This window comes from Actinomadura sp. NPDC000600 (assembly GCF_040492135.1).
In the GTDB taxonomy this organism is placed as follows: Bacteria; Actinomycetota; Actinomycetes; order Streptosporangiales; family Streptosporangiaceae; genus Spirillospora.
Genome location: NZ_JBEUPD010000017.1, coordinates 95,588 through 117,444 on the forward strand (window position 1 = coordinate 95,588; position 21,857 = coordinate 117,444).

Annotated in this window: 15 protein-coding genes; 7 read left to right on the plus strand and 8 right to left on the minus strand. The window is 73.1% G+C overall.

Annotated elements, in window-relative coordinates:
• Window positions 1–63 precede the first annotated feature (63 nt).
• Entirely contained in the window at window positions 64–1,698 is a 1,635-nt protein-coding gene (locus ABWI07_RS24285; RefSeq protein ID WP_353819896.1) for a Coagulation factor 5/8 type domain-containing protein, read from the minus strand.
• A 308-nt stretch (window positions 1,699–2,006) separates the two neighbouring features.
• Between ABWI07_RS24285 and ABWI07_RS24290 the strand changes: the two genes are divergently transcribed.
• A complete protein-coding gene (locus ABWI07_RS24290) occupies window positions 2,007–4,445 on the plus strand; it encodes a glycoside hydrolase family 5 protein (protein WP_353819897.1) in 2,439 nt (812 codons plus the stop codon).
• A gap of 188 nt (window positions 4,446–4,633) precedes the next feature.
• Window positions 4,634–4,840 carry a hypothetical protein gene (locus ABWI07_RS24295; protein ID WP_149262279.1) on the plus strand — a complete coding sequence of 69 codons (207 nt, stop codon included), beginning with the start codon at window positions 4,634–4,636 and terminating at the stop codon, window positions 4,838–4,840.
• A 43-nt stretch (window positions 4,841–4,883) separates the two neighbouring features.
• On the opposite strand, the gene ABWI07_RS24300 is transcribed toward ABWI07_RS24295, so the two are convergent.
• The 3 genes from ABWI07_RS24300 to ABWI07_RS24310 form a co-directional block, all read right to left on the minus strand.
• Window positions 4,884–7,142 carry a SulP family inorganic anion transporter gene (locus tag ABWI07_RS24300; RefSeq protein ID WP_353819898.1) on the minus strand — a complete coding sequence of 753 codons (2,259 nt, stop codon included), beginning with the start codon at window positions 7,140–7,142 and terminating at the stop codon, window positions 4,884–4,886.
• Between the two features lie 131 nt (window positions 7,143–7,273).
• Window positions 7,274–9,139: a hypothetical protein gene (locus ABWI07_RS24305; RefSeq protein WP_353819899.1), complete on the minus strand. Its 1,866-nt coding sequence runs from the start codon at window positions 9,137–9,139 to the stop codon at window positions 7,274–7,276.
• Window positions 9,140–9,407: 268 nt separating this feature from the next.
• Window positions 9,408–9,992 (minus strand): YbhB/YbcL family Raf kinase inhibitor-like protein, encoded by a 585-nt coding sequence (locus ABWI07_RS24310; RefSeq protein ID WP_353819900.1) that lies wholly within the window; start codon window positions 9,990–9,992, stop codon window positions 9,408–9,410.
• 391 nt (window positions 9,993–10,383) lie between these two features.
• Here ABWI07_RS24310 and ABWI07_RS24315 point away from each other — a divergent pair, with 391 nt between their 5' ends.
• Window positions 10,384–11,757: an NAD(P)/FAD-dependent oxidoreductase gene (locus ABWI07_RS24315; protein ID WP_149262282.1), complete on the plus strand. Its 1,374-nt coding sequence runs from the start codon at window positions 10,384–10,386 to the stop codon at window positions 11,755–11,757.
• Window positions 11,758–11,841: 84 nt separating this feature from the next.
• On the opposite strand, the gene ABWI07_RS24320 is transcribed toward ABWI07_RS24315, so the two are convergent.
• Window positions 11,842–12,651, minus strand: coding sequence for an ABC transporter permease (locus tag ABWI07_RS24320; protein WP_149262283.1), 810 nt, complete (start codon window positions 12,649–12,651; stop codon window positions 11,842–11,844).
• Complete coding sequence (locus ABWI07_RS24325) at window positions 12,648–13,640, minus strand: ATP-binding cassette domain-containing protein (protein WP_149262284.1); 993 nt, start codon at window positions 13,638–13,640, stop codon at window positions 12,648–12,650. Before ABWI07_RS24325 ends, ABWI07_RS24320 begins: the two co-directional genes overlap by 4 nt.
• Before the next feature lie 333 nt (window positions 13,641–13,973).
• Between ABWI07_RS24325 and ABWI07_RS24330 the strand changes: the two genes are divergently transcribed.
• Both ABWI07_RS24330 and ABWI07_RS24335 read left to right on the plus strand, forming a co-directional pair.
• Window positions 13,974–14,534, plus strand: a complete 561-nt coding sequence (locus ABWI07_RS24330; RefSeq protein WP_353819902.1) for a PH domain-containing protein — start codon at window positions 13,974–13,976, stop codon at window positions 14,532–14,534.
• Window positions 14,531–15,973, plus strand: coding sequence for a PH domain-containing protein (locus ABWI07_RS24335; protein ID WP_149262285.1), 1,443 nt, complete (start codon window positions 14,531–14,533; stop codon window positions 15,971–15,973). Before ABWI07_RS24330 ends, ABWI07_RS24335 begins: the two co-directional genes overlap by 4 nt.
• Here the strand turns inward: ABWI07_RS24335 and sepH are convergent.
• Window positions 15,945–17,762, minus strand: coding sequence for a septation protein SepH (gene sepH, locus ABWI07_RS24340; protein WP_353819903.1), 1,818 nt, complete (start codon window positions 17,760–17,762; stop codon window positions 15,945–15,947). The genes ABWI07_RS24335 and sepH overlap by 29 nt on opposite strands.
• 454 nt (window positions 17,763–18,216) lie before the next feature.
• On the opposite strand from sepH, the gene ABWI07_RS24345 reads away from it, so the two are divergent.
• Window positions 18,217–19,134 carry a hypothetical protein gene (locus ABWI07_RS24345; protein WP_353819904.1) on the plus strand — a complete coding sequence of 306 codons (918 nt, stop codon included), beginning with the start codon at window positions 18,217–18,219 and terminating at the stop codon, window positions 19,132–19,134.
• On the opposite strand, the gene ABWI07_RS24350 is transcribed toward ABWI07_RS24345, so the two are convergent.
• Window positions 19,131–20,441: a D-arabinono-1,4-lactone oxidase gene (locus tag ABWI07_RS24350; protein ID WP_149262287.1), complete on the minus strand. Its 1,311-nt coding sequence runs from the start codon at window positions 20,439–20,441 to the stop codon at window positions 19,131–19,133. The two genes, ABWI07_RS24345 and ABWI07_RS24350, sit on opposite strands and share 4 nt — an antisense overlap.
• Before the next feature lie 142 nt (window positions 20,442–20,583).
• Between ABWI07_RS24350 and ABWI07_RS24355 the strand changes: the two genes are divergently transcribed.
• Complete coding sequence (locus tag ABWI07_RS24355) at window positions 20,584–21,834, plus strand: lytic transglycosylase domain-containing protein (RefSeq protein ID WP_149262288.1); 1,251 nt, start codon at window positions 20,584–20,586, stop codon at window positions 21,832–21,834.
• Window positions 21,835–21,857 lie beyond the last annotated feature (23 nt).

Genomic DNA, 21,857 nt, shown 5'->3' on the forward strand with positions numbered 1-21,857 from the left:
GGGCGGAACCATGATGTCGGCGTTGTTGTAGGCCATGCCGAACCGTCCGACGTTCGCATTGGGTTACTTCTTCGCGCGCTGCCACATTTCCAGGTACGCCTCGGCGCCCTTGGCCATGTCGTCGGTGATCCGGCGGCCGCCGACGTGCCGGAGGTCGGCGATCCAGTCCGGGACGAGGCCGTAGTTGGCGACGCCGTCGGTGTTGAGGTCCCACGTCCGCACGCCGGTCTTCTGCTTGGTGAGCGTGACACCGGGGTCGACCGGGGACCTGAACGGATACTCCAGCGGGTCCTCGGCGGCGGTGGTCCGCGGCGCGGGCAGCGGGCCCATCCCGTTGGCGTCCAGGCCGTACCCGTAGCCGAACAGGTACCCGGGCGCGGCCTGTGCCCTGGCCTGCTTCCATCCCGCGATGAACTGCGGGGCGGACGAGGCGTAGGAGGTGACCATGCCGCCGAGCCGGTAGACGCGGCTCAGGTAGTGCTCGTCCGACCAGCTGTGCGAGGAGATCACGCCGGAGTAGTGCGCCTTCTCCAGCAGGTCCAGCGAACGGCCGGCCGCCTTGGCGCTCATGTGGTCCAGCTCGACGATCATCTTTCGCCTGATCATGCTGCGCAGCGTGTACGCGCCGAGGTCGGTGAGCCCCTTGGCGTTGCACAGCGGAGCGCTCGGATACACCGGCACCGTCACGCCGAGCCCGCGCAGCCCGCTGAGCGGCCCGGCGAGCAGGTCGCCGAGCTGCCCGGACGGCATGATCGGATTGTCGTGCTCGGGCGCCGTGCAGCGGTCGGCCTGCCAGAACTGCCCCGACCCGACGAACTGGCCGAGGTTCATGATGACGCCCGTGGCGTCGGAGTCGTACCGGACGCCGCACAGCGCGTTGTCGAACTTGTGGCACAGGAACATCGACGAGACGCCGAGCTTCTGCACCTCGTCCAGGCCCCTGTCGATGTCGGCCTTGGTGCACCGGGGCTTGCCGTACACCTCGCGGCAGCCGAACGGCTCGGAGGTCTCGATGCCCAGCACGACGGCGAGCTTGCCCTGTTCGATGACGCGCCGCGCCTGCTGCGGGCTGGTCACCACGCGGAACCAGCCCTTGCCCGCGCCGCCGTTCTCGCGGTCGACGAAGTCCTGGAGGGCGTAGGTGGCCGCGGCCTGGCGCCGGATGGTCTCCATCTCGTCACACGGGTACTTCTTCAGCGGGTAGATCTCGCAGAGCGTCCGGTTGTCGACGAGTTGGTTCACCAGGACGCGCTGCCCGGCCCGCCACGACCGCTCGACCCACTTGTACCAGGCCTGCTGGTGCGTGTACGAGTCGCGGGCCGGCCAGTCCCTGAACGTCGGCCACCCGGTGGTGTCGTGGGAGCCGATCGGGGTGCCCTTGCGGGTGAAGTTCTCGAACCAGGCGGGGACGCCGTTCGGGCTGTGGTCCGGGCAGTCCTCGAGGGCGGCGGCCGGACCGCCCGGATCGAACGTCTCACCGCACATCAGCGACCCGCCGAAGCCCAGGTAGGACATCAGATGGCTGTGCGCGTCGAGGTATCCGCGCACCTGCCCGCCGGCGGTGGTGCCCGTGAACGGTGCACCGGTCGCGCCGACGTCCACGACCGGGGTGTCGCCCGCGGCCGCGGACGGCGTCGGCGCCACGAGCAGGGCGACCGACAGTACCGCGAGCACGGCGCGGAGGCGGGGGAGGGGCATTCGTCACACCTTGGGGGAGAAGTGCCTTTGGGTCTGCACAAGATCAGTACCAGACGGGGCGCCGAAAGTGAATACTTTTCATTTTTGGGTGCCGTGTGCTTGAGTCCCGCCGTGCCGGGGGTGGTCGGGGCCGTGCGTCGACACCTCCCGCGCATCCTTCATTGATCCGCTCAGCCTCGGGTCCGCGTGAGCTTCCGGAGGTTCCTCGCTCGACCGGATCGCTGACGGGTGCTCGCTCTCCGAGCGGGGGTCTGGCAAACATGAGTTTTGTTCATGTATTTTGACGTTCCCCGGTGCTAGGAGATCGCATGGGTTCGCGGCGGCTCGTGCCGACGGTCGTGGGTGCCGTCCTGATGCTCGTCCTCGGCGGGGCGCTGATCGACCCGGTCGGGTACTTCGCGTTGCTGGGGACGCCCGGCCGCTGGATCCCCGCCACCCGTTGGCAGGCCGTACCCCTGGTGGTCTACGTTCCCTTGCTGCTCCTTGGCACGGCGCTGGTCACCGCGGCCTTCGGGCATCTGGGACGGCGGGCGCGGTTCGCGACGGTCTGGGCGGGGTTCGTCCTGGCCGCCGTGGTCGCGAAGGCCGTCATGTCGGTGGCGGCGACCGCACCCGGGCCGAACGTCGCGGACGTGCTGTGGGCGACGAGCTTCACCGTTCCGAAGGCGGCCCTATACGGGCTGGTCCCCGCGGCGGCGACCCTGCCCTGGCGGACGGGGGAGCGCGGCGGCAGGGAGCCCGCGCACCGGGCGCACTGGCCGCTGGCGGCCGTCAGCGTGGCGGGTGTCGCCGTGACCGGACCATGGATCGCGTCGCACTGGTCGCGCGATCTGCCGCACGGGCTGCCGTCCGCGTCCCCGCAGGGCGGAGCGGCCGGGCTCGCCGCCGGCCTGCTGGTCCTCCTCCTCGCGCTCGCCCGCACCCAGCGGACCTTCGCACGCCGCTCCCGCGGGGCCGCCGGGGCCTTCCTCGGCGGGTGGCTGGCCGCGATGTGGGCGGGCGTCGTGCTCGGCGCCGTCCAGGTCGCCGGGCTCGTGATCCTGGACGGGCCCGGCGCTCCGCTGCAGACGCCGGCCGCGTTGTGGGTCAGGCTCGCCGAAGGCGCGTCGCTCGGCATCGCCTTCGGATGGCTGCCCGCTCTGCTCGCCCTCCTCGCCGCCCGCGGCGCTCTCCGCCGGCCGGTGAAGCGGACGGTCCCGGCATTCGCCCTGTTCGCGGCGGTCGTCCTGGCCGGTACCGCGGGAGTGGTGGCCTTCGCGCGGCCGAGGCCGGCACCCGCCGTCCGTACGCCGGCCGCCGCGGGTCCGGCCGCCGCCCGCGGGACGGAGCTGTCGCCGCTCCGGGTCGTCCGGGGAAAGCGGCCCCGCATCGTCGACGGTGCGGGGCGGCAGGTTCTCCTGCGCGGGGTGAACGTCAACCAGCTGGTCGACTTCTACGCGCCGCGCCCGGGCGTCCCGGCCGTACTGCCGCTCAGCGAAGACGACTTCGCGCAGATGGCCGCGCTCGGCCTGAACGTGGTGCGCCTCGGGGTCTCGTGGTCGCGGATCGAACCGCGCCCCGCCCAGTACGACGAGGGCTACCTGCGCCAGATCGACCAGGCCGTGGCCTGGGCGAAGCGGCATGGGCTGTACACGGTGATCGACATGCATCAGGACGGCTGGAGCAAGGCGCCCACCCCGGCCGGAACCTCCTGCCCCCTCGGCACGTCCAGGATGGACGGCTACGACGGCGCGCCCGCATGGGCCACCAAGACCGACGGCGCGCCCCGCTGCCAGTTCACCGGGCGCGACATCTCGCCTGCGGGGAACCGGGCGTTCACCAACTTCTACTACGACCGCGACGGCGTGCAGAGCCGCCTGGTGAAGGCGTGGGGGATGCTCGCCGCACGCGTCGGCGCCGATCCCGCGGTCGCCGGGTTCGACCCGCTCAACGAACCGGGCTTCGGCGAGCAGGCGCCGCTGACCTCGACGCTGCTGCTCGGCCGGTTCTACGACCGCGTCCTGCGGGCGGTCCGCGCCGCCGAGACCCGGCCCCATCCGCTGTTCGTCGAGCCGAGCATCTTCTGGTCCGGGACCGGGTTCGACGCGCTGCCGCGCGGCTCCTTCACCTCCGATCCCGACATCGTCTTCGCACCCCACCTGTACGCCGAGTCGATCACCATGGACGCCTCGCTCGGCCTGCCCGTCATGACCTCCGTCGAGCACGGGTTCGTCCTTGCCCGGCGGGCCGCCCGCGACATGCCGGTATGGAGCGGCGAATGGGGCTACTGGGGGGACGACGGCGCGGTGGCCGGGAAGCTGCGCCGGTACGCCCGCCAGGAGGACGACGACCGGCTCGGCGGCGCGTTCTGGGTGTGGAAGCAGGCGTGCGGCGATCCGCAGAACGGCGTCGAGCCGACCGGCAACGGACTGAACAACCTCGACTGCGCGACGGGACGGTTCCTGCCACGCGACGCGGTGGCCGTCCAGGAGATCTCGCGCGCCTACCCGCGCGCGGCCCCGGGCGTCCTCATCTCCCTGCGTTCCGTGCCCGGCGGCAGGCCGGGGGAGAAGGCCGCGGGGCCCCGGGAGTTCGCCCTCACTGGGAGGGCGTCGGGCGGCGCCTGCGACCTGGACGTCTGGGTGCCCGGCGAGGACCGGCCCGTCCCCGCGGGATCCGGCGTCGACCGCATCGAGACCCGGCGGGTCGAGGGCGGCTGGCGGGTCACCGGCTGCGCCCGCGGCTCGTACCGCCTGACGATCGGCTGAGGCCGGAGGCGGGCCGGCCGTCCCCGTGTGTGATTTCCCGTGGTGGTGAGGTGGGGACGGAGACTCTCTTGAAACGGGTCACACGACACAGAGGGTTTCATACGGGGCGCTTACCGTTCGGGTAAGAGCTGATCGCCCTGATCGGTGACGGCGGCGGGGCCGGGTGCTGAGCCCCGTGGAAAGGAGCGATGGTGATCGTCATCGTGTTCGTGGCCATCGTGGTCGCCGGGATGCTGGGCAGCCTGGTGTACCTGTGGGACTTCTCGCGCGCCAGCCGGCGCGACGCGCTGTTCCTTCCGGCGTCGGACCGGCGTTCGCGCCGGGCGCGCCGTGTGACGGGGATGTACGTGCGGGATTACGGGCGCGGCGACGAGGAGCTCGTCGGGCGCTGGTAGGAAGCTTGGGCGCGGGTCGTCCGGCCGGGGACGACCCGCGCTTTCACGTGAGGGACCCGGGCTGCGGGGCCTCGTCCAGGACGGGGGCGAAGCCGCCGCCGGCCTGGTCGAAGACCTCGACGGTGGCGGTGCCGAGGTCCAGGTAGAGGCCCACGAGCTCGATCTCGCCGGCCTCGACCCGCTCCCGGAGCCACGGATAGGTCAGCAGGTTGTCGAGCTGCTGCATCACGTTGATCTTGCAGAGGCGGGTGAGGGGCTGCTCGTCGCCGGACGGCTTCTCGGCCAGGAAGCGGGCGAGGCTGTGGTTGCCGTGCTTCAGCCAGCGGGACAGGCCCTCGAGGTGCTCGACCTCGGCGCCGCCGGCGAGCAGCGCGGCCATCGCACCGCAGTTGGAGTGGCCGCAGACCGTGATCGTCTTGATGTCCAGGACGTTGACGGCGTACTCGACGGTGGCCGCGACGGAGTCGTCGGGCGTGCGGGAGCCGTGCCGGGGCACCAGGGCGCCGACGTTCCTGTTGATGAACAGGTCGCCGGGGCCGCTCGCGGTGATGATGTTGGGCACGATGCGCGAGTCGACGCAGGTGATGAACAGGTGCTGCGGTTTCTGCTCCATCGCGAGCTCGGCCATGATCGGCCGGACCAGCCGGGCCGTGCGCCCGTGGTACTCGCGGACGCCGTTCAGCAGGACGTCCGCGGGGGACATCTCGGGTGCGTCGAGCTCGGTCTCGGAGCGCCGCCGCCGATTCGACCACGGCGCCCACCAGCGGGCAGGGAGCGGAGTCTTTGCCGGTTGGGACATATCGCCTGTCACAGCTCTTTCATACCAAGCCTCATGTACCTCGTCGATGTCGACCCTCCCTCCTTGGCGTTCGTGCGCCAGCCGCCAGCGGTGGACGGCGTCGAACGCTGCGTGATCCATGAAGTCGACGTTGAGGTCCAGATCGACGCTGCCGTCCGCCGGGATCCGCTGGAGCGCCCGGGCCACGCGGGGGACGCCCAGGAAGGTGAACGTGCCCTCGACGACCACGTGCCAGCGGGGCGGGGCGAGGGCGTCCGCGGGGTCGGGGACGAGCTGCTCCGTCCGGACCGAGAGCCGGGTCAGCCGGCGCAGGGCCAGCACCGCCATGACACCGACGCCGAGCAGGACGCCCTCGCCGAGTCCGAACAGCACGACGCCGCCGAGGGTGACGAAGTAGGCCGGCGCCTCCCGGTGGTGGCGCAGGTCGCGGACCCGGGACAGGTCGGCCAGCCGGACGCCGAGCACGACCAGCAGCGCGGCCAGCGCCGCCAGCGGGACCTGCTCGATGAGCGGCCCGCAGGCCAGGGCGAGGACGAGGACCCAGACGCCGTGCAGGACGGGGGACAGCCGGGTGCGGCCGCCCGCCTCGACGTTGGCGGTGCTGCGGACGATCACGCCGGTGACCGGCAGGCCGCCCAGCACGCCGGAGACGGCGTTCGCGGCGCCCTGGCCGAGCAGGTCGCGGTCGAGGTCGGCGGGCGGGACGCCGGCGGGCCGCGCGCGGTCGACCGCGACGCTGCACAACAGGGACTCGACGGCGGCCACGAGCGCCACGGAGAGGACCGCGCCGGTGATGCCGAACAGCGTCCCCTGCGGCATGACGGGCGTGCTCCAGTCGTCCAGCAGCGAGGACGGCAGGTCGACGCGCGGCACCCGCCAGTCGAGGGCCCACGCGACGGCGGTGGCCAGGACGACGGCGGGCAGCGGGCCCGGAACGAGGCGGAACGCCGCGATCCGCGGCAGCCGGGACCAGCCCAGCACGACGAGGACCGTCAGCCCGGCGACGAGCGCGGACTGGGTGTGCGGCCGCGCGAGCTGCCCGGGGAACTCCAGCAGGTTCGTGACGGCCGACTCCTGGGGGCTGCCTCCGAGGACCACGTGCACCTGGGCGAGGACGATCAGGATGCCGACCCCGGCGAGCATCCCGTGCACGACGGCGGGGGAGACGACGAGGGCGGCGCGCGCGACCCGGCTCGCGCCGAGCAGGATCTGCACCAGCCCGGCGAGCATGGTGATCGTGCAGGTGGCGCGCCAGCCGTAGGTCTGCACGAGGCCGGCGACCAGCACGGTCAGCCCGGCGGCCGGGCCGCTGACCTGGAGCGGCGAGCCGCCGATCAGGCCCGCGACGATGCCGCCGGCGACCGCGGCGATCAGCCCGGCCGCGACGGGCGCGCCGGAGGCGACGGCGATGCCCAGCGAGAGCGGGATCGCGACCAGGAACACGACGAACGAGGCGAGCAGGTCGCGCCGCACGGTGGACACGCTCGGTGGCTTTTTAGTCACACAACGTATTCAATCAGAACCGGCGGTGCTCGGCCCCGACAAGACGAGGGCCGCCGGACGGATCCGGCGGCCCTCGGTCGACTGTGCGGGTCGATTGTGCGGGTCGGATGCGCGGGTAGAACGCGCGGTGGTCAGCGGCGGTAGTTCTCCCAGTCGTCGGCCTGCTGGCGGGAGCCGTACGGGGGGTTGTCGTTCTGCTGGCCGCCCTGCGGGTAGCCGCCGCCCTGCTGCTGTTGCTGGGGCGTGCCGCCGTAGTAGCCCGACCCGTACGCCTGCGTGGCGTTCGGGTCGGGGTAGCCGCCGGTGCCCTGGTCGTGCGGCGCCGCCAGCGGGTCGTTTCCGCCGTTGTAGCTGCTGCCGCTGAAGTCGCCGTAGGCGCCGGAGCCGCCGGAGCCGCTCTCGCCGCCGCCTCCGCCGAACCCGCCGAGCGGGTCGTCGTAGCGCTGGGAGTCGCCGTAGGCCGGGGCGGTCGGGTAGCCGTCGCTCTGCTGGCCCTGCCCGTACCCGGACGGAGCGCCCATCCCGGAGTCGTAGCCCTGGCCGGACCCGGCTCCCGGGTCATAGCCGCCCTGACCGCCGGACGGCGCCGGCCACGGGCCGGTGTTGCCAGTGCTCGGCGCGCCGGTAGAACTCGTCCCGTACGAGCCGGTGCCCAGCGGGTCGCTCAGCGGGTCGTTCAGGGAGCCGCCGTAGGAGCCGCCCGGGTCGGACGACGGCGCCGGGCCCGTCGACCGCTGGCGGTCGGACTGGATGCGCTGGAGCAGTTCGTCGACGGTCGGGAGCTTGTGGCCGTCGGTGTCGGAGCCTCCGCCGGGGCCGCCGTGCGACGCCGGTGCGGGCGCGGAAGGGGCCGGCGGCGCGGGCGGCGCCGGCGGCTCCTCGGGACGGCCGAGGGGCAGCCCGAGCGGGTCGCCGCCGAGGGCCCCGCCGGGACCGGACGGGCCGAGCGGCATGTCGTAGTCCTGGCGGCCTCCGGGCGGCGGGCCGGCGGCCGGACGGCCGCCGCCGAGCGGGTCGGAGGTGTAGTCGCCGTAGGACGGCTCCTGGGTGCCGTACTGCGGCTGCTCGGGGACGCCGTACTGCGGCTGGTCGCCGCCGTACTGGTCCTGGCCTCCGCCGTACTGGTCCTGGCCGCCGTACTGGTCCTGGCTCCCGTACTGGTCCTGGCCGCCGTAGGAGGAGTCGCCGGGGCCGTAGTCGGCGGCGCCGTACGCGGGCTGGGGCTCCTGGCCGCCGTACACCGGCTGGTCGGGCGCGCCGGGGCCGCCGAAGGGGCCCTGGACGCCGGAGCCGCCCGGCCCGGCCAGGTCGGCCGGGATGGGGTCGAGCGACGTCGCGCCCGGGTCGTTGCCCGGGAACGGGGAGCCGCCCTGGAAGCCGCCGGGGCCCTGGGGAGCCTGCTGCGGGCCGGTCCCGCCGCCGAGGCCGTTGAGGACGGTGCCGTCGGCGCCCAGCGAGACGGGCTGGGTGAGGCCGGGCGGCTCGACGGCCGGCTGCTCGGGCGGAGGGGCCTGCGGCGCGTTCAGGGGGTCGGCGGCCGGGTCGGGCTCCTGCCGCGCGCCGCCCTCGTCGTGCTGCCAGGGGAACTTGGGCTTGTCGAAGGTGATCGTCGCCCAGTAGTCGTCGTCCTCCATCTCGTCGGACGCGTGGCCCGGCGGCGGGGGAGGCGGGGCGGACGGGGGCGGGCCGGAGGTGGGAGCGGCGAGCGGGCCGCCTCCGCCGCCGGCGACGCGGCGGTCGGGGACGGGCTCGGGCGCGCGGTCGTAGCCGCCGTCGTAGCCCTCGTCGTAGCCGGGGCCGTACTCGTCCGGGCCGCCCATCGGCTCCTGCGGCGGGGGGATTCCTCGGCGGCCGCGCGGCTGCTTCTGCGGCTCGTCGTCCATCCAGTCGTCGTCGTCATCGCCTCCCGCTCTGCTGGCTCGCAGGCCGAGGGCCACGAGGACGACCACGAGGACGACGACCACAATGAGGCCGAAGACCACGATGTAAGAAGTCATGCCACCACCCAATGCCTTGGCCCGGCGAGAGTCGCCAGCGCGGACCGCGGGTCCGTCCCGATTGTCGCCAGCGTCCGGATAGTCACGGGTTTCCGCCGCCTTGGCTTACCCCGATTCTGTCCGACCGCTATGACCGTTGTCACACCCTTCGCGCACATTTACCCTCACACGGCGCGTGCCGATCGGCCAACTCCGCCGATCCGCACACCCCTGACAGCTCCGCCCCCTGAGGGGCCCCGCCCTGACCCTGTGCTCTCAGGCTCCACGGTCAACGCGCCTGCTCGCCGCCGAAGTTCCCGGTGATCCGCCCGCGGCCCACCGTGTGCTTGGCGATCGCGGGGAGCGAGTCCTTCAAAGCCGCGCCGTTCTTGAACGGTGCCGGATCGTCCAGCGCGTAGATGCTGAACCGGTACCGATGCTTCTCTCCCTTGGGCGGGCACGGGGGCGCGTAGCCCGCCTTCTTGCCAGTGTTCAACCCCACGACGGTCCCGTCCAGCCGGGCGCCTTCGACCAGCTCGTTCACGGTGCCGTCGATGCCCGCGATCACCCAGTGGACCTTGGCGCCGCCGGAGGCGTCCGGGTCGTCCATCACGATCGCGAACGACTTGGTCCCGGCGGGCGCCGACCACCGGAGCGGCGGGGTCTTGCCCTGCCCGCCAGGGTACGTCGTGCAGCCGTATCTCGGGGGCAACTCCCGCCCATCGCGGAAGACCGGGCTGGTCACGGTGAACCACTCCGACAGCTCGGCGCTCTCGTTCTCCGGCTGGCCGATCAGCCCGCAGCCGCTGAGCGCCCCGGCGAGTGCGAGGGCGCCCGCCGCGGCCATGATCGAACGCCGGTCTCTGCTCATCATCGATACGCTCCAGGGCGAGATCGTACGCCGCGCGCCGCCGGGCCGCCGTCGTCTCGGCCCCCGGTTCTCGGCCGCGTGCGTCCCGCCGCCGGCGCCCCCTTCCTCGTCCGCCCCAACCATAGGGCTTTCTCGGGGGTGGGACGGGCGGTTCGCCGCGCCCCGGGGAGGCGCCGTCCGGCAGGGCGGCCTGTGACGTTCGTCATGCGTACTTTGCCCCGTTCCATCCCGTGTTTGGGGAAGGAGTGGCGGGTTTCACACCCGATACGGGCCCTTCGTTTACCCGCACGGGAAGTTCATCGGTTCTTTCCTGGTTCCTGGTTGGTGAAGGGCACGTTCCATCCGCTAGTTTGTGAATGTCTTCACAAGCCGACCGTGACATTGGAGGGCCGCAATGGCCAGGACCGCCGAGGGAACCCCTGGCGCTCCCCACATCCTCATCGTGGGTGGCGGCTATGTGGGCATGTACACCGCTCTTCGCCTGCAGAAGAAGCTGAAGCGGGAGCTGAGGAGGGGCGAGGTCAGGGTCACCGTCGTCGACCCCAACTCGTACATGACGTACCAGCCGTTCCTGCCCGAGGCCGCCGCCGGGAACATCTCCCCGCGGCACGTCGTCGTCCCGCTGCGCCGGGTGCTGCCGAAGTGCACCGTCCGCAAGGCGCGCGTCACCGAGCTGAACCACGACGAGCGATGGGCGATCGTCCAGCCCCTGGCCGGGCCGCCCGAGCGGATCTCCTACGACTACCTGGTCATGGCGGCCGGCGCGGTGCCGCGGCTGCTGCCGATCCCCGGGCTCGCCGAGAACGGCATCAGCCTGAAGACCGTCGGCGAGGCCATCCACCTGCGCAACCACATCCTGGAGCAGCTGGAGATCGCCGAGTCGACCGACGACGTCGAGCTGCGCCGCAAGGCGCTGACCTTCGTGTTCGTCGGCGGCGGGTTCGCCGGCGTCGAGGCGGTCGCCGAGCTCGAGGACATGACCCGCGACGCGACCAAGTACATGCGCAAGGTCACCCCGCAGGACCTGCGGTTCATCCTGGTCGAGGCGACCGGCCGCATCCTGCCGGAGGTCGGCCCCGACATGGGCAAGTGGACCGCCGAGCAGCTGCGCGGGCGCGGCATCGCCGTGAAGATGAACACCTTCCTGCAGTCGGCGGTGGACGGGCAGATCGAGCTGTCGGACGGCAGCAGCTTCCCGGCCGGCACCCTCGTGTGGAACGCGGGCGTCAAGCCGTCGCCGGTCGTGCGGCACGGCGACCTGCCGCTGGACGAGCGCGGCCGCGTGAAGGGCACCGAGTACCTCACCATCGAGGGCCTCGTCCGCGCGTTCACCGCGGGCGACAACGCCGCGATCCCGGACCTCACCGAGGACGGCCAGTTCTGCCCGCCGAACGCCCAGCACGCCGTCCGGCAGGCCAAGCTGCTCGGCGACAACATCGTCCGGTCGCTGCGCGGCAAGACCCTCAAGCCGTACGTGCACGGCAACCTCGGCGCCGTCGCGGGCCTCGGCCTGCACAAGGGCGTGGCCAACCCCCTCGGCATCAAGCTCAAGGGCTGGCCCGCGTGGTTCTTCCACCGCAGCTACCACGGTGCGATGGTCCCGACCTTCAACCGCAAGATCCGCGTCATCGCGGACTGGACGCTCGCGCTGTTCCTCAAGCGCGAGACCGTCTCGCTCGCGACCATCGAGCAGCCGCGCGCCGACTTCCAGCTCGCGGCCCTCGACGACGCCAAGGCGAAGGCGAAGGCCGACCAGAACGCGGCCTGACCCGGTCGAACGCACCTCGGTTCGCCAAGAACGCCCCGGCGGTCACCCGACCGCCGGGGCGTTCCCCGTTTCCAGGCCCGGTTCTCAGGCGCGCTGCTTGAAGGCGCGCAGGGACAGGGGGGCGAACACCAGCGAGATGCCCACGCCCCACGCGAGCGCGATCCAGGCGTGCTGCAGGACGGGGCCGCCGACCAGCAGGCCGCGCATCGCCTCCACGAGCTGGGTCACCGGGCTGTTGTCCATGCAGAACGCCAGCCAGCCGGGGATGCCCTTCGTGGACGGGATGAACGCGGTGCTGAGGAAGCTCAGCGGGAAGATCACCACAAAGCCGAAGATCTGCACCTTCTCCGGCTCGTTGACCTTCATCGCGATGAAGACCGACGTCCAGGAGAACAGGATCGCGAAGGCCAGCAGCAGCAGGAACGCGCCGCCCACCGCCAGCACGTTGGTCTCCACCCGGAAGCCGATCGCGAACCCGACCAGCAGCAGGATCGTCATCGACCACGCCTGCTTGACGGTGTCGGCGATGATCCGCCCGGCGAGCGGGGCGCTGCGCGCGATCGGCAGGCTCCGGAACCGGTCGAACACGCCCTTGGTGATGTCGGTGTTCAGCCCGAATCCGGTGCTCATCCCGGCGAACAGGGCGTTCTGGGCGATGATGCCGGGGATCACGATCGGCAGGTACGCCTCGACGCTGCCCTTCATCGGCGGGCCGAACACGTAGGCGAACAGCAGCACGAACATGATGGGCTGGATCGACAGGTCGAGCAGTTCCATCGGGTTGTGCTTGATCTGGACGAGGTTGCGCCAGGCCAGCGTGACCGTGTTGCGCAGGGCCGTGGCGGGCGCGACCCGCTTGGACAGCTCCTGCGGCGCGAGCGTCGCGGTGGTCATGCGGAGGCACCTTCCTTGTCGGCCTGCTTCTCCAGTTCGCCGGCCTCGGCGTCGATGTCGTCGGTGTGGTGGCCGGTGAGGGCGAAGAACACCTCGTCCAGGCTGGACTTGCGCAGCGACAGCTCGCCGACGGCGACGCCCGCCTCGTCGAGGCGGCGGACCACGGCCGGCATCAGCTGCGGGTCGGTGATCGGCGCGCTGACCAGGTCGTCGCGGACCTCCGGGACGGCCTCGGCCAGCTCCCCGACGATCCGCTCCACCGCGGCCACGTCCGCCGCGTCGACCGGCCTGACCTCCAGCACCTGCCCGCCGACCTGGGCCTTCAGCATGTCGGACGTGCCGTGCGCGATGGCCTGGCCGCGGTCGATGACGATGATGTCGTCGGCGAGCTGGTCGGCCTCCTCCAGGTACTGCGTGGTGAGCAGCACGGTGACGCCGTCGTCGGTCAGGCCGCGGACGATGTCCCACAGGCCGTTCCGGCTGCGCGGGTCGAGGCCCGTGGTCGGCTCGTCCAGGAACAGGATCTGCGGGCGCCCGACGAGGCTCGCCGCCAGGTCGAGGCGGCGGCGCATGCCGCCCGAGTACGTCTTGGCGGCGCGCTCGGCGGCATCGGTGAGCTGGAAGCGCTCGAGCAGTTCGGCGGCGCGCGCCCGGGACTCCCGGCGCGGCAGGCCGAGCAGCCGCCCGATCAGGACGAGGTTCTCGGTGCCGGTCAGCATCTCGTCGACCCCGGCGTACTGGCCGGTCAGCCCGATCAGCTGGCGCACCTTGTGCGCCTCCTTCACCACGTCGTACCCGCCGACCTGGGCGGTGCCGCCGCTCGGCTCGATCAGCGTGGCGAGGATCCGGGTCATGGTCGTCTTGCCGGCGCCGTTCGGCCCCAGCACGCCGAGGACCGTGCCGGCTTCGGCGGTGAGGGAGACGCCGTCCAGCGCCCGGGTCTCACCGAACCGCTTCTCCAGGCCGTCGGCCTGGATCGCGTAGGTCATGGGATCTCCTAGGACTCGGTTGCCGGACGCCGGTGCCCCCCGGCCGGGGAGTCAGCAAAAGTAGACGGAGTCCGGGTCAGGTGCATCCGAATTTCACGCCGCCCGGGCACAGCACAGCCGGCGGCGTGAACCACGCCACAAACCTCGCATGCCCCACTGACAAACCCGCGATTCCGACGATCTCGTGCGCAGCGGATCTCCTTGCTCTCCCGACAATCTCGCACGCGCTACTGACAGAAACGTCGCCGCGCCGGGAATCGTGCCGCCCGCTCCTTGGCCGTTCCCGGCCCGCGGCACGGCGGAAGGGCCCCTCCGGGGTTCTAGACTCGCGGTGTGACGTCGGTGCGGCGCGGTCGCCGGAGGGACGGCGGGGGGCCGCACCCGCCGCGGCTGCGGCCGCCCGAGCACCGGGTCTCGCCCCGCGCGATCGCGCACTGGGCCATCGAGTACCTGCTGCTGTGGGGCCTCGCGTTCGGCCTCGCCCTCGGCGTGGCCGCCTGGGTCGGCGACGCCGGCTGGGACGCGCCGCCCGGCTGGCTGACCGGCCGGATCGGATGGCTGCCCTACATCGTCGGCGGCGCGGGGCTGCTCATGGTCGCGGTCGCGCCCGTGTGGCGGTACCGCGTCCACCGCTGGGAGGTCAGCGCCGACGTCGTCTACACCCGCACCGGCTGGTTCAGCCGCGAGTGGCTGCTGGTGCCCGTCGGGCGCATCCAGACCGTCGACAGCAAGCAGGGCCTGATCGAACGGATGCTGGGCCTGGCGACGATCGAGGTGAACACCGCCTCCCACGCCGGCTCCTCGGAGGTCTCCGGCCTGCCCGTGGACGTGGCGACGCGGCTCGCCGAAGACCTCGCGCACCGCGCGCACGACCTCCGCGACGACGCGACGTGACCGCACGCCTGCACCCGCTCACCTTCGTCGTCGGCGCGGTCCGCGAGCTCATCGCCCTGCTGGCCGCCGGTGCGACGGGCCTGCTCGTGGGCGGGCTGTCCACGGCGTTCTACTTCACGCTCGTGGGGCTGGCCTTCGGCCTTCTCTTCCACGTGGCGAACTGGGTGACGTTCACCTACGTCCTGCACGACGACCGGATCGAGTTCCGGCGCGCGCTCATCGGCCGGTCGGTCAAGAGCATCCCGCGCGACCGGATCCGGGGCGTGGACATCAGCGCGTCCCTCCCGCACCGGCTGCTCGGGCTGGCGGTCGTGCAGATCGACGCCGGCGCGGACGGCGGGGAAGGGGAGCTGAACGCGGTCTCCCGTGCCGAGGCGGAGCGGCTGCGCGGCGTCCTGCTGGCGCGCGACGTCGAGGTGCCGCCGCGGCGCGTGCTCGGCCGCATGCGCCGGCGCTGGTACCTGTACGCCCCGCTCAGCGGCGCCTACCTGCTCACGCCCTTCGCGCTGGCGGGCAGCCTCCTCGGCACCGTCTACAACCTCGGCGACGACCTCGGCCTCATCACGCGGGAGCGCGTGGAGAGCCTGGGGCACGACGTGGTGGGCCTCCCCACCGCCCTGGTCCTCGCGCTGATCATCCTGACGCTGATCGCGATGCCCGTCATGTCGGTGATCGCCTTCACCCTCTTCAACTGGGACTTCACCGTCCACGAGCGGGACGGGTCGGTCGTCGCCGAGCGCGGCCTCGTCACCCGCCGCAGCGTCTCCCTCGAACGCCGCCGCCTCCGGGGCGTCGAGCTCGCCGACAACCCGTTCGAGCGGGCGGCGGGCGTGACCCGCCTCGGCGCCCTCATCACCGGGCTCGGGGACGCCGCCCAGCGGGGGCGGCTGATGCCCGCCGCGCCGCGGTCCGCCGCCGAGGCCCTCGCCGCGCGCGTCGTCGGGAACGTCCCGGGGCCGCTGACCGCCCACCCGCCGGCCGCGCGGAGCCGCCGCGTCGTCCGCGCCATGGCGGCTCCGGTCGGCGTCGGCGTGCTCGCCGTCCTCGCGGGACAGCCCTGGGTCGCCTACGCGTGCGCGGTCCTGGCCGTACTCGCGGTGCCGCTTGGCCTGGACCGCTACCGCCAGCTCGGCCACGCCACCGACGGGGAGCGCCTCACGGTGCGGTCGGGCTCACTGCGCCGCCGCCAGGTCGTCGTCGAGCACTCGGCCGTCATCGGCTGGCGGATGCGCCAGACGCTCTTCCAGCGCAGGCTGGGCCTCGCCACCCTCTTCGCCGCCGTGGGCGCGGGCGACGGGGGCTGCTCGGCGACCGACATGTCCGAGGACGACGCCGTGGCCCTCGCCGCCGCCATCACGCCCGAGTGGCTGACCCCGTTCCTGGACGGGACGCCAGGTGCCGACGCCGAGCCTATTCGGGCCGGCGGGCACCGAACATGATCTCGTCCCAGGACGGGACGGAGGCGCGCTTGCCCTTCGCCTTGCGCCGCCGGGCCGGACGCTGCGCGGCGGGGGACTCCCCGGCCGCCGCCGCGGCGGCGGGCGAGCCGGTGGCCGGCTTGTCCTGAGCGGCGGGCATGGCGGGCCGGCCCGCCGGCTTCTTCTTGGCGGGCGGCCGCGCGGGCTGCCGCTGCGGCGCGGCGGGCTTGCTCTCGGCGGCGGGCTCGCGGGGCGGCGCGGGCTTGCGGACCGGCGCGGCCTCCCGCTCCTCCTCGGGGGCGCGCGGCGCGTCGGCCTCGACCCGGGGCCGGGCGGCGGGAGGCGCCTGCGGGGCCCCGGCGGGCCCGGCCGGGGCAGGCGGCTCCGGCGCGGCCTCGACCGGCTCGGCAGGCGCGGCGGACGCCGCGGCCTCTGGTGCTTCGTCGGCCTCGGGCGTGTCGTCTGCCTTGTGCGCTTCGTCGGCCTCGTGGTCGTCGCGTGCCTCGGGCGCCTGCTCCGGGAGATCCGTCTCCGCCGGTTCCGCGGAAGCGTGCTCCTTTTCCCGAGCCTCTCCGGGGCCCTCCGCGTCGAGCGCTTCGGTCTCCTCGGAGGCGGCGGCCTCGTCTTCCCGCTGCTGGACGTCCTCGGCAGGCCGCGCCGCTTCGGCGGCGGCCTCGTCGGCGGTGCTCTCGGCGACCGTCTCGGCGGTCTCGCCGGGCTCGGCGGTCTCGTGCGCCAGGGCGTCCGCGCTCTCGTCGTGCCCCTCGGCGGACGCGGGGGCCTCGGCGGGCTCCGCCGTCCCGGCCCCGGCGGCGCGCGGCTCCTCGCTCTGGGCGGGCGTGACGGCCTCGTCGGCGGGCGTCTCGGCGGAGGGTGCGGCCTGACCCGCGTCCTCGGCCGGCGGGCCGGGACGGGACGCCTCACGGCCGTGCGCGGGCCGGCCGGGCTGCGTGGCCTCGCGCAGCGACGGCGTCTCGGACGCCTCGCGGAAGGCGGGCCGGGGGTCGACCATGCGGCCGCGCTCGACGATGTACGCGCGGGGCTCCGCGGCGCGCAGCGGCTCGGGGGCGCCGGGCTGCTCCGGCTCGGCGGGCAGGCCCCGGGCGGTGAACTCGCGGCCGCCGGGGGCGATGCCGCGGTCGTAGGGCGCGGTGTCGCGGTCGCTGGAGACGACCTTCATCGCGGGACGGCGCGGGACGAGCGGGGTGACGGTGTCGGAAAGCGCGTCGTCGTCCCACTCGACGGAGGTGAGCCGGGCGGCGACCTCGTCCAGCGGGGAGACGTGCCGGCGGCGCGGGTCGAACGTCCACTCGGCGGCGTGCGGGCGGCCGCCCTCGAAGAAGGACAGCCGGACGCGCCAGGTGTTGTCCTCGCACTTCCAGGAGTCCCACTCGACCTCTTCCAGGTCGACGCCGCCGCGGCCGAGGCGCTCCTCGACGGTCTCGCCGAGCGGCGGGCCCGGGGTCGACTCGCCGGGACGGCGGACGGCGACGCGCTGCGCCTGCTGGGCCATGTATTCGCGTTCCTGCAGGACCGGGCCCTCGAACCAGCGGACGCGTTCGACCGGGATGCCCGCCGACTCGGCGATCTCCTCCGCGGTCTCCCCGGACCGGATGCGGGCCTGGATCTCCTTGGGGCGCAAGGGACTCTCCACTTCGATCTCGAACTGGCCGAGGCGGGAGAAGTGCCCACGGACCGCGGCGCGGAGCCGGTCGTCGACGGGCAGGGTGAACCGGGTGCCTCGGCCCGCGGTGGCCAGGACGAGGTACGTACCGTCCTCGCTGACCGCGACGAGGCGCAGCTCCTGCATGCGTGTCCTTCCTGCCCTGTCCTGACGGCACGGAGGACGCCGGACCGCGCGACCGTGCTCTCACCGGTCGGCCGTCCGATGCCCACCGAGGGCGCATGCGTGCCCTTCCCCCGGGTTCCCGAGTCTCTCTTTCGGACACACCTGCTGCCAGCACCGTACCCGGCATGTCCGAACATCGCCGCTCTCGAAGCCCTCTTCACGAGGTCGAAGAGGGCACCTGCCCAAGCTTGCCGGTGCCGCGACCGGCGAGGGGGCGCTCTGCGCGATTCTTGTCCATCCTTTTCCACACCGTTCCTGACGGGCTCGCGAACGCCCCGCGGATCCGACGTTGCGAGCGTCACGTCGTGGGCAGGAACACCCGCGTGCTCCCGATCGGTTTCTCTTCGGGGTGTCCGTGGCGAGAGGGAACAACAGGAAAGGGGTGAGTCAGGCGATGCCGCGCAAGCTGCCGGATGTGAGCACGACGCAGCTGATCGCGAGTGCGGCGGCGACGGCGGTCGCCGCGCTGGGGGCGTCCTACCTGGGCGTGTACGGGACGATCATCGGTGCGGCGCTGATGAGCGTCATCTCCACGGCGGGGTCGGCCGTGGGCAAGCACTACCTCGACCAGGGCCGGGCGCAGATCAAGGAGCTGACGCACCTGCAGTCGGCGGTCCGGCGCCGGGACGCGGCCGAGGGGGCCGCGGACGAGGCGAGGAGCTCCGACCCGACCCGCACCGCGGTGTGGTCCGGCGACCCGAACGCGACGCGGCTCGACCCGGTGGCCCTCGGCGGCGACCCGAACGCCACGCGGCTCGATCCCGGCGGAGATCCGAGCGCCACGCGCCTGGACCCGGTGCAGACGGTGGCCGCCTCGCTCGCGGAGGAGGCCGGCGAGGACGCGGTGCGCCAGGTCGTCCGCCGCTCGGCGTGGCAGAGCACGGTCGAGTGGGCCAAGGCGCACTGGGTGACGCTGGTGGTCTCCTCGGCGGCGGTGTTCGCGGTGGTCCTCGGCGGGATCACGATCTACGAGGCGGGCACCGGCAAGCCCGTCGGCGGCGCGAGCGGCAAGGGCCTGACCGTCACCAAGGTCTTCGACGGCGGGGGGAGCAGGCAGCCGGCCGAAACGCCGTCGCAGGCGCCCTCCGGCGGCACCACGGAGAAGCCCGGCAACTCGCCGAGCGGCACGCCGACGGACGGGACGCCCTCCGGCGGACCGAGCTCCCCGTCTCCCGGGACGTCGGCACCCAGCGAGCAGCCGACCCAGGCGCCCACGACCGCCCCGCCGACGACCGCGCCGACGACCCCGCAGGCGCCGACGACCACTCAGGCCCCGCAGGACGGCGGCCAAGGCGGTGCCGACCCGCAGACCCGCACCACCCCCGGCGGCTAGTCGCCGAAGACCTGGCTCGTGTAGGGGTTGGCGAAGCGGCGGTCGGGGTCCAGCTCGTCGCGCAGGGCGCGGAAGTCACCGAACCTGGGATACGCCTTCTCCAGGTAGGCGGCGTCGCGGGTGTGGAGCTTGCCCCAGTGCGGGCGGCCGTCGAACCCGGTCAGGAGGTCCTCGACGCCGCGGAAGTAGTCCTCGTGCGGGTCGCGGTGGTAGACGTGCACGGCGATGAACGCGCTCCTGCGCCCGTGCGCCATCGACAGCCAGGCGTCCTCGGAGGGAAGCAGCCGGACCTCGATGGGGAAGCTGATCCGCCAGTCCCGCTTGGCGAACAGGGAGCGCAGTTCGCGCAGCGCGGGCACGAGCTCCTCGCGCGGGATCGCGTACTCCTGCTCCTTGAAGCGGACCGTCCGGGGGCTGGTGAAGACCTTGTACGAGGTGTCGCTGTAGGTGCGGGCCCCGAGCGCCTTGGCGGAGATGCCGTTCACGAACGGCGCCGTGGCGGGCGCTCGGTGCGTCACCCTGTTGACGGCTCCGAAGACCGTGTTCGACAGGAACTGGTCGTCCATCCAGTGCTTGAACTTGGACAGCGGCTGCGCGGGGCCCTCGACGCGGTTGTTGCGCTTGGTCAGGCAGCCCTCGGTGTGCGGGAACCAGTAGAACTCGAAGTGCTCGTTGGCGGCGTCGAACTCGTCCACGCGCGCGAGCACCTCGTCCCACTTCATCGGCGCCTCCTGCGCCCGCAGCAGGAACGCCGGGACGGTCCGCCAGGTGATGGCGGTGACGACGCCGAGCGCGCCGAGCCCGGCGAGGGCCGCGGCGAACAGGTCGGGACGCTCCTCGCGCGAGCAGGTGACCAGCGTGCCGTCGGCCAGGACGAGTTCCAGGGCCGCGACCTGGGAGGCGAGCCCGGCGGCGTCGCGCCCGGTGCCGTGCGTGGCGGTCTGCAGCGCGCCCGCGACGGTCTGCTCCTGGATGTCGCCCATGTTGGCCAGCGCGAGACCGTGCTCCTCCAGGACGCGGTTGAGCGCGTGCAGCGGCAGGCCCGCCTCGACGGTGACGAGGCCCGTCGCGGTGTCGACGGAGCGGACCGCGGTGAGCGCGGTGGGGCGGAGCAGGACGCCCTCGGCGACGGCCGCTCCGGTGAAGGAGTGCCCGGTGCCGGTCATGCGGATGGTGAGGCCGTCGTCGGCGGCCGAGCGGACGGCGGCGGCCACCTCGTCGGCGCTGCCCGGCGTGGCGACGCGGTGCGGCGCGGCCTGCTGGTTTCCCGCCCAGTTCTGCCACTTCTGGTTGGTCGCTGGGGACATGCGGTGACTCTACTCACGAATCGATCGTGAGGAAAGTTCACATTTTTCGGAAGCCCGATCGGGGGCACAGAGTCGGCGATACCGTACGATCCGGTAACCACAGCAGGTCAACCGTCCGTAGCGACACTCGTGGGGAAATGTTGTGGCTCCTCCTTCAGCTCCGCGCACCGGCGCGCCCGGCGGTGAGGCGCCCGCCGCCCGCCCGCCGAGGCCGCGGCCCGAGAAGAAGAAGCGGGATCCGCGGGGGAGGAACGCGCCGCAGCGGCGGGGCGGCAGGGCGCTGCCGTTCCTCATCGGCGGCATCGCGGTCCTGGCCGTCGCCAGCACCTCCGGCGGCGTCTACGCGGCGCTGACCACGAAGACGGAGAAGCCCGGCAAGACCGACCCGCAGGAGGCGGCGCCGCCGAGCGTGCGGCCGGGCGACCCGGTCAACGTGGCCACCGGCGGCCAGGTCGCGCCCCTGCGCCGCGTCGTGCCGCCGGACGTGCTCGCCGTCGGCACCGGCTCGATCCCCGCCGCCAAGATCGCCCGGATCGCGAAGCTCGGCAAGGTCAGGGACGTGGCGGCGGTCGCGGGCGGCGCCGTCCAGCTCCAGGGCCGCCAGGTGAACGCGTTCGCCGTGGACCCCTCGGCGTTCCGCTCCTGGACGCCGCCCGGTACGGCGAAGAAGACCGACCTGTGGGCGGCCCTGGCCGGGAACCAGTTCGTCGTGTCGCCCGCCGCCGCCCAGCAGTTGCAGCTCAACCGCGGCTACCAGTACCCGGTGGTGGCGCGGACGATGCCGAGGCTGACCATGGGCGGCTCCGGGCCGCTCGGCCTGCCCGGCATCGACATGCTCGTCAGCAGGAAGTCCGGCGAGGAGATGGGGCTCGTCCCGAACGTGGCGGTCCTCGTCAACGCGCCGGGGGTGAGCCCCGGCAAGGTCGTCCAGGCCGTGACCAAGATCCTCGGCCCGGGCACGAGCGTCCTGAACCTGCACGACACCAAGTACCAGGCGCCCGCCGACGGCGGCCGGCCCGGCAGTTACCTGGACCTCTACAAGCAGGCGGCCAAGAGCTGCCCCGGCCTGTCCTGGACGGTCCTCGCCGCGATCGGCCAGGTCGAGAGCGACCACGGGCGCAACGCCGGCCGCTCCAGCGCGGGCGCGCTCGGCCCGATGCAGTTCCTGCCCTCCACCTGGAAGGCGTACGGGGTGGACGGCGACGGCGACGGCAAGGCCGACATCACGAACCCCTACGACGCCATCCCCGGAGCGGCCAAGTACCTGTGCGCCAACGGGGCGGGCCGCGGCGGGAAGCAGCTCTACCGGGCCGTCTGGCAGTACAACCACGCCGACTGGTACGTCCAGAAGGTCCTCAATCTGGCGAACGCCTACTCGGCGCGCTACGAGTGACCACCCCTGGCGGGTGATCGCGG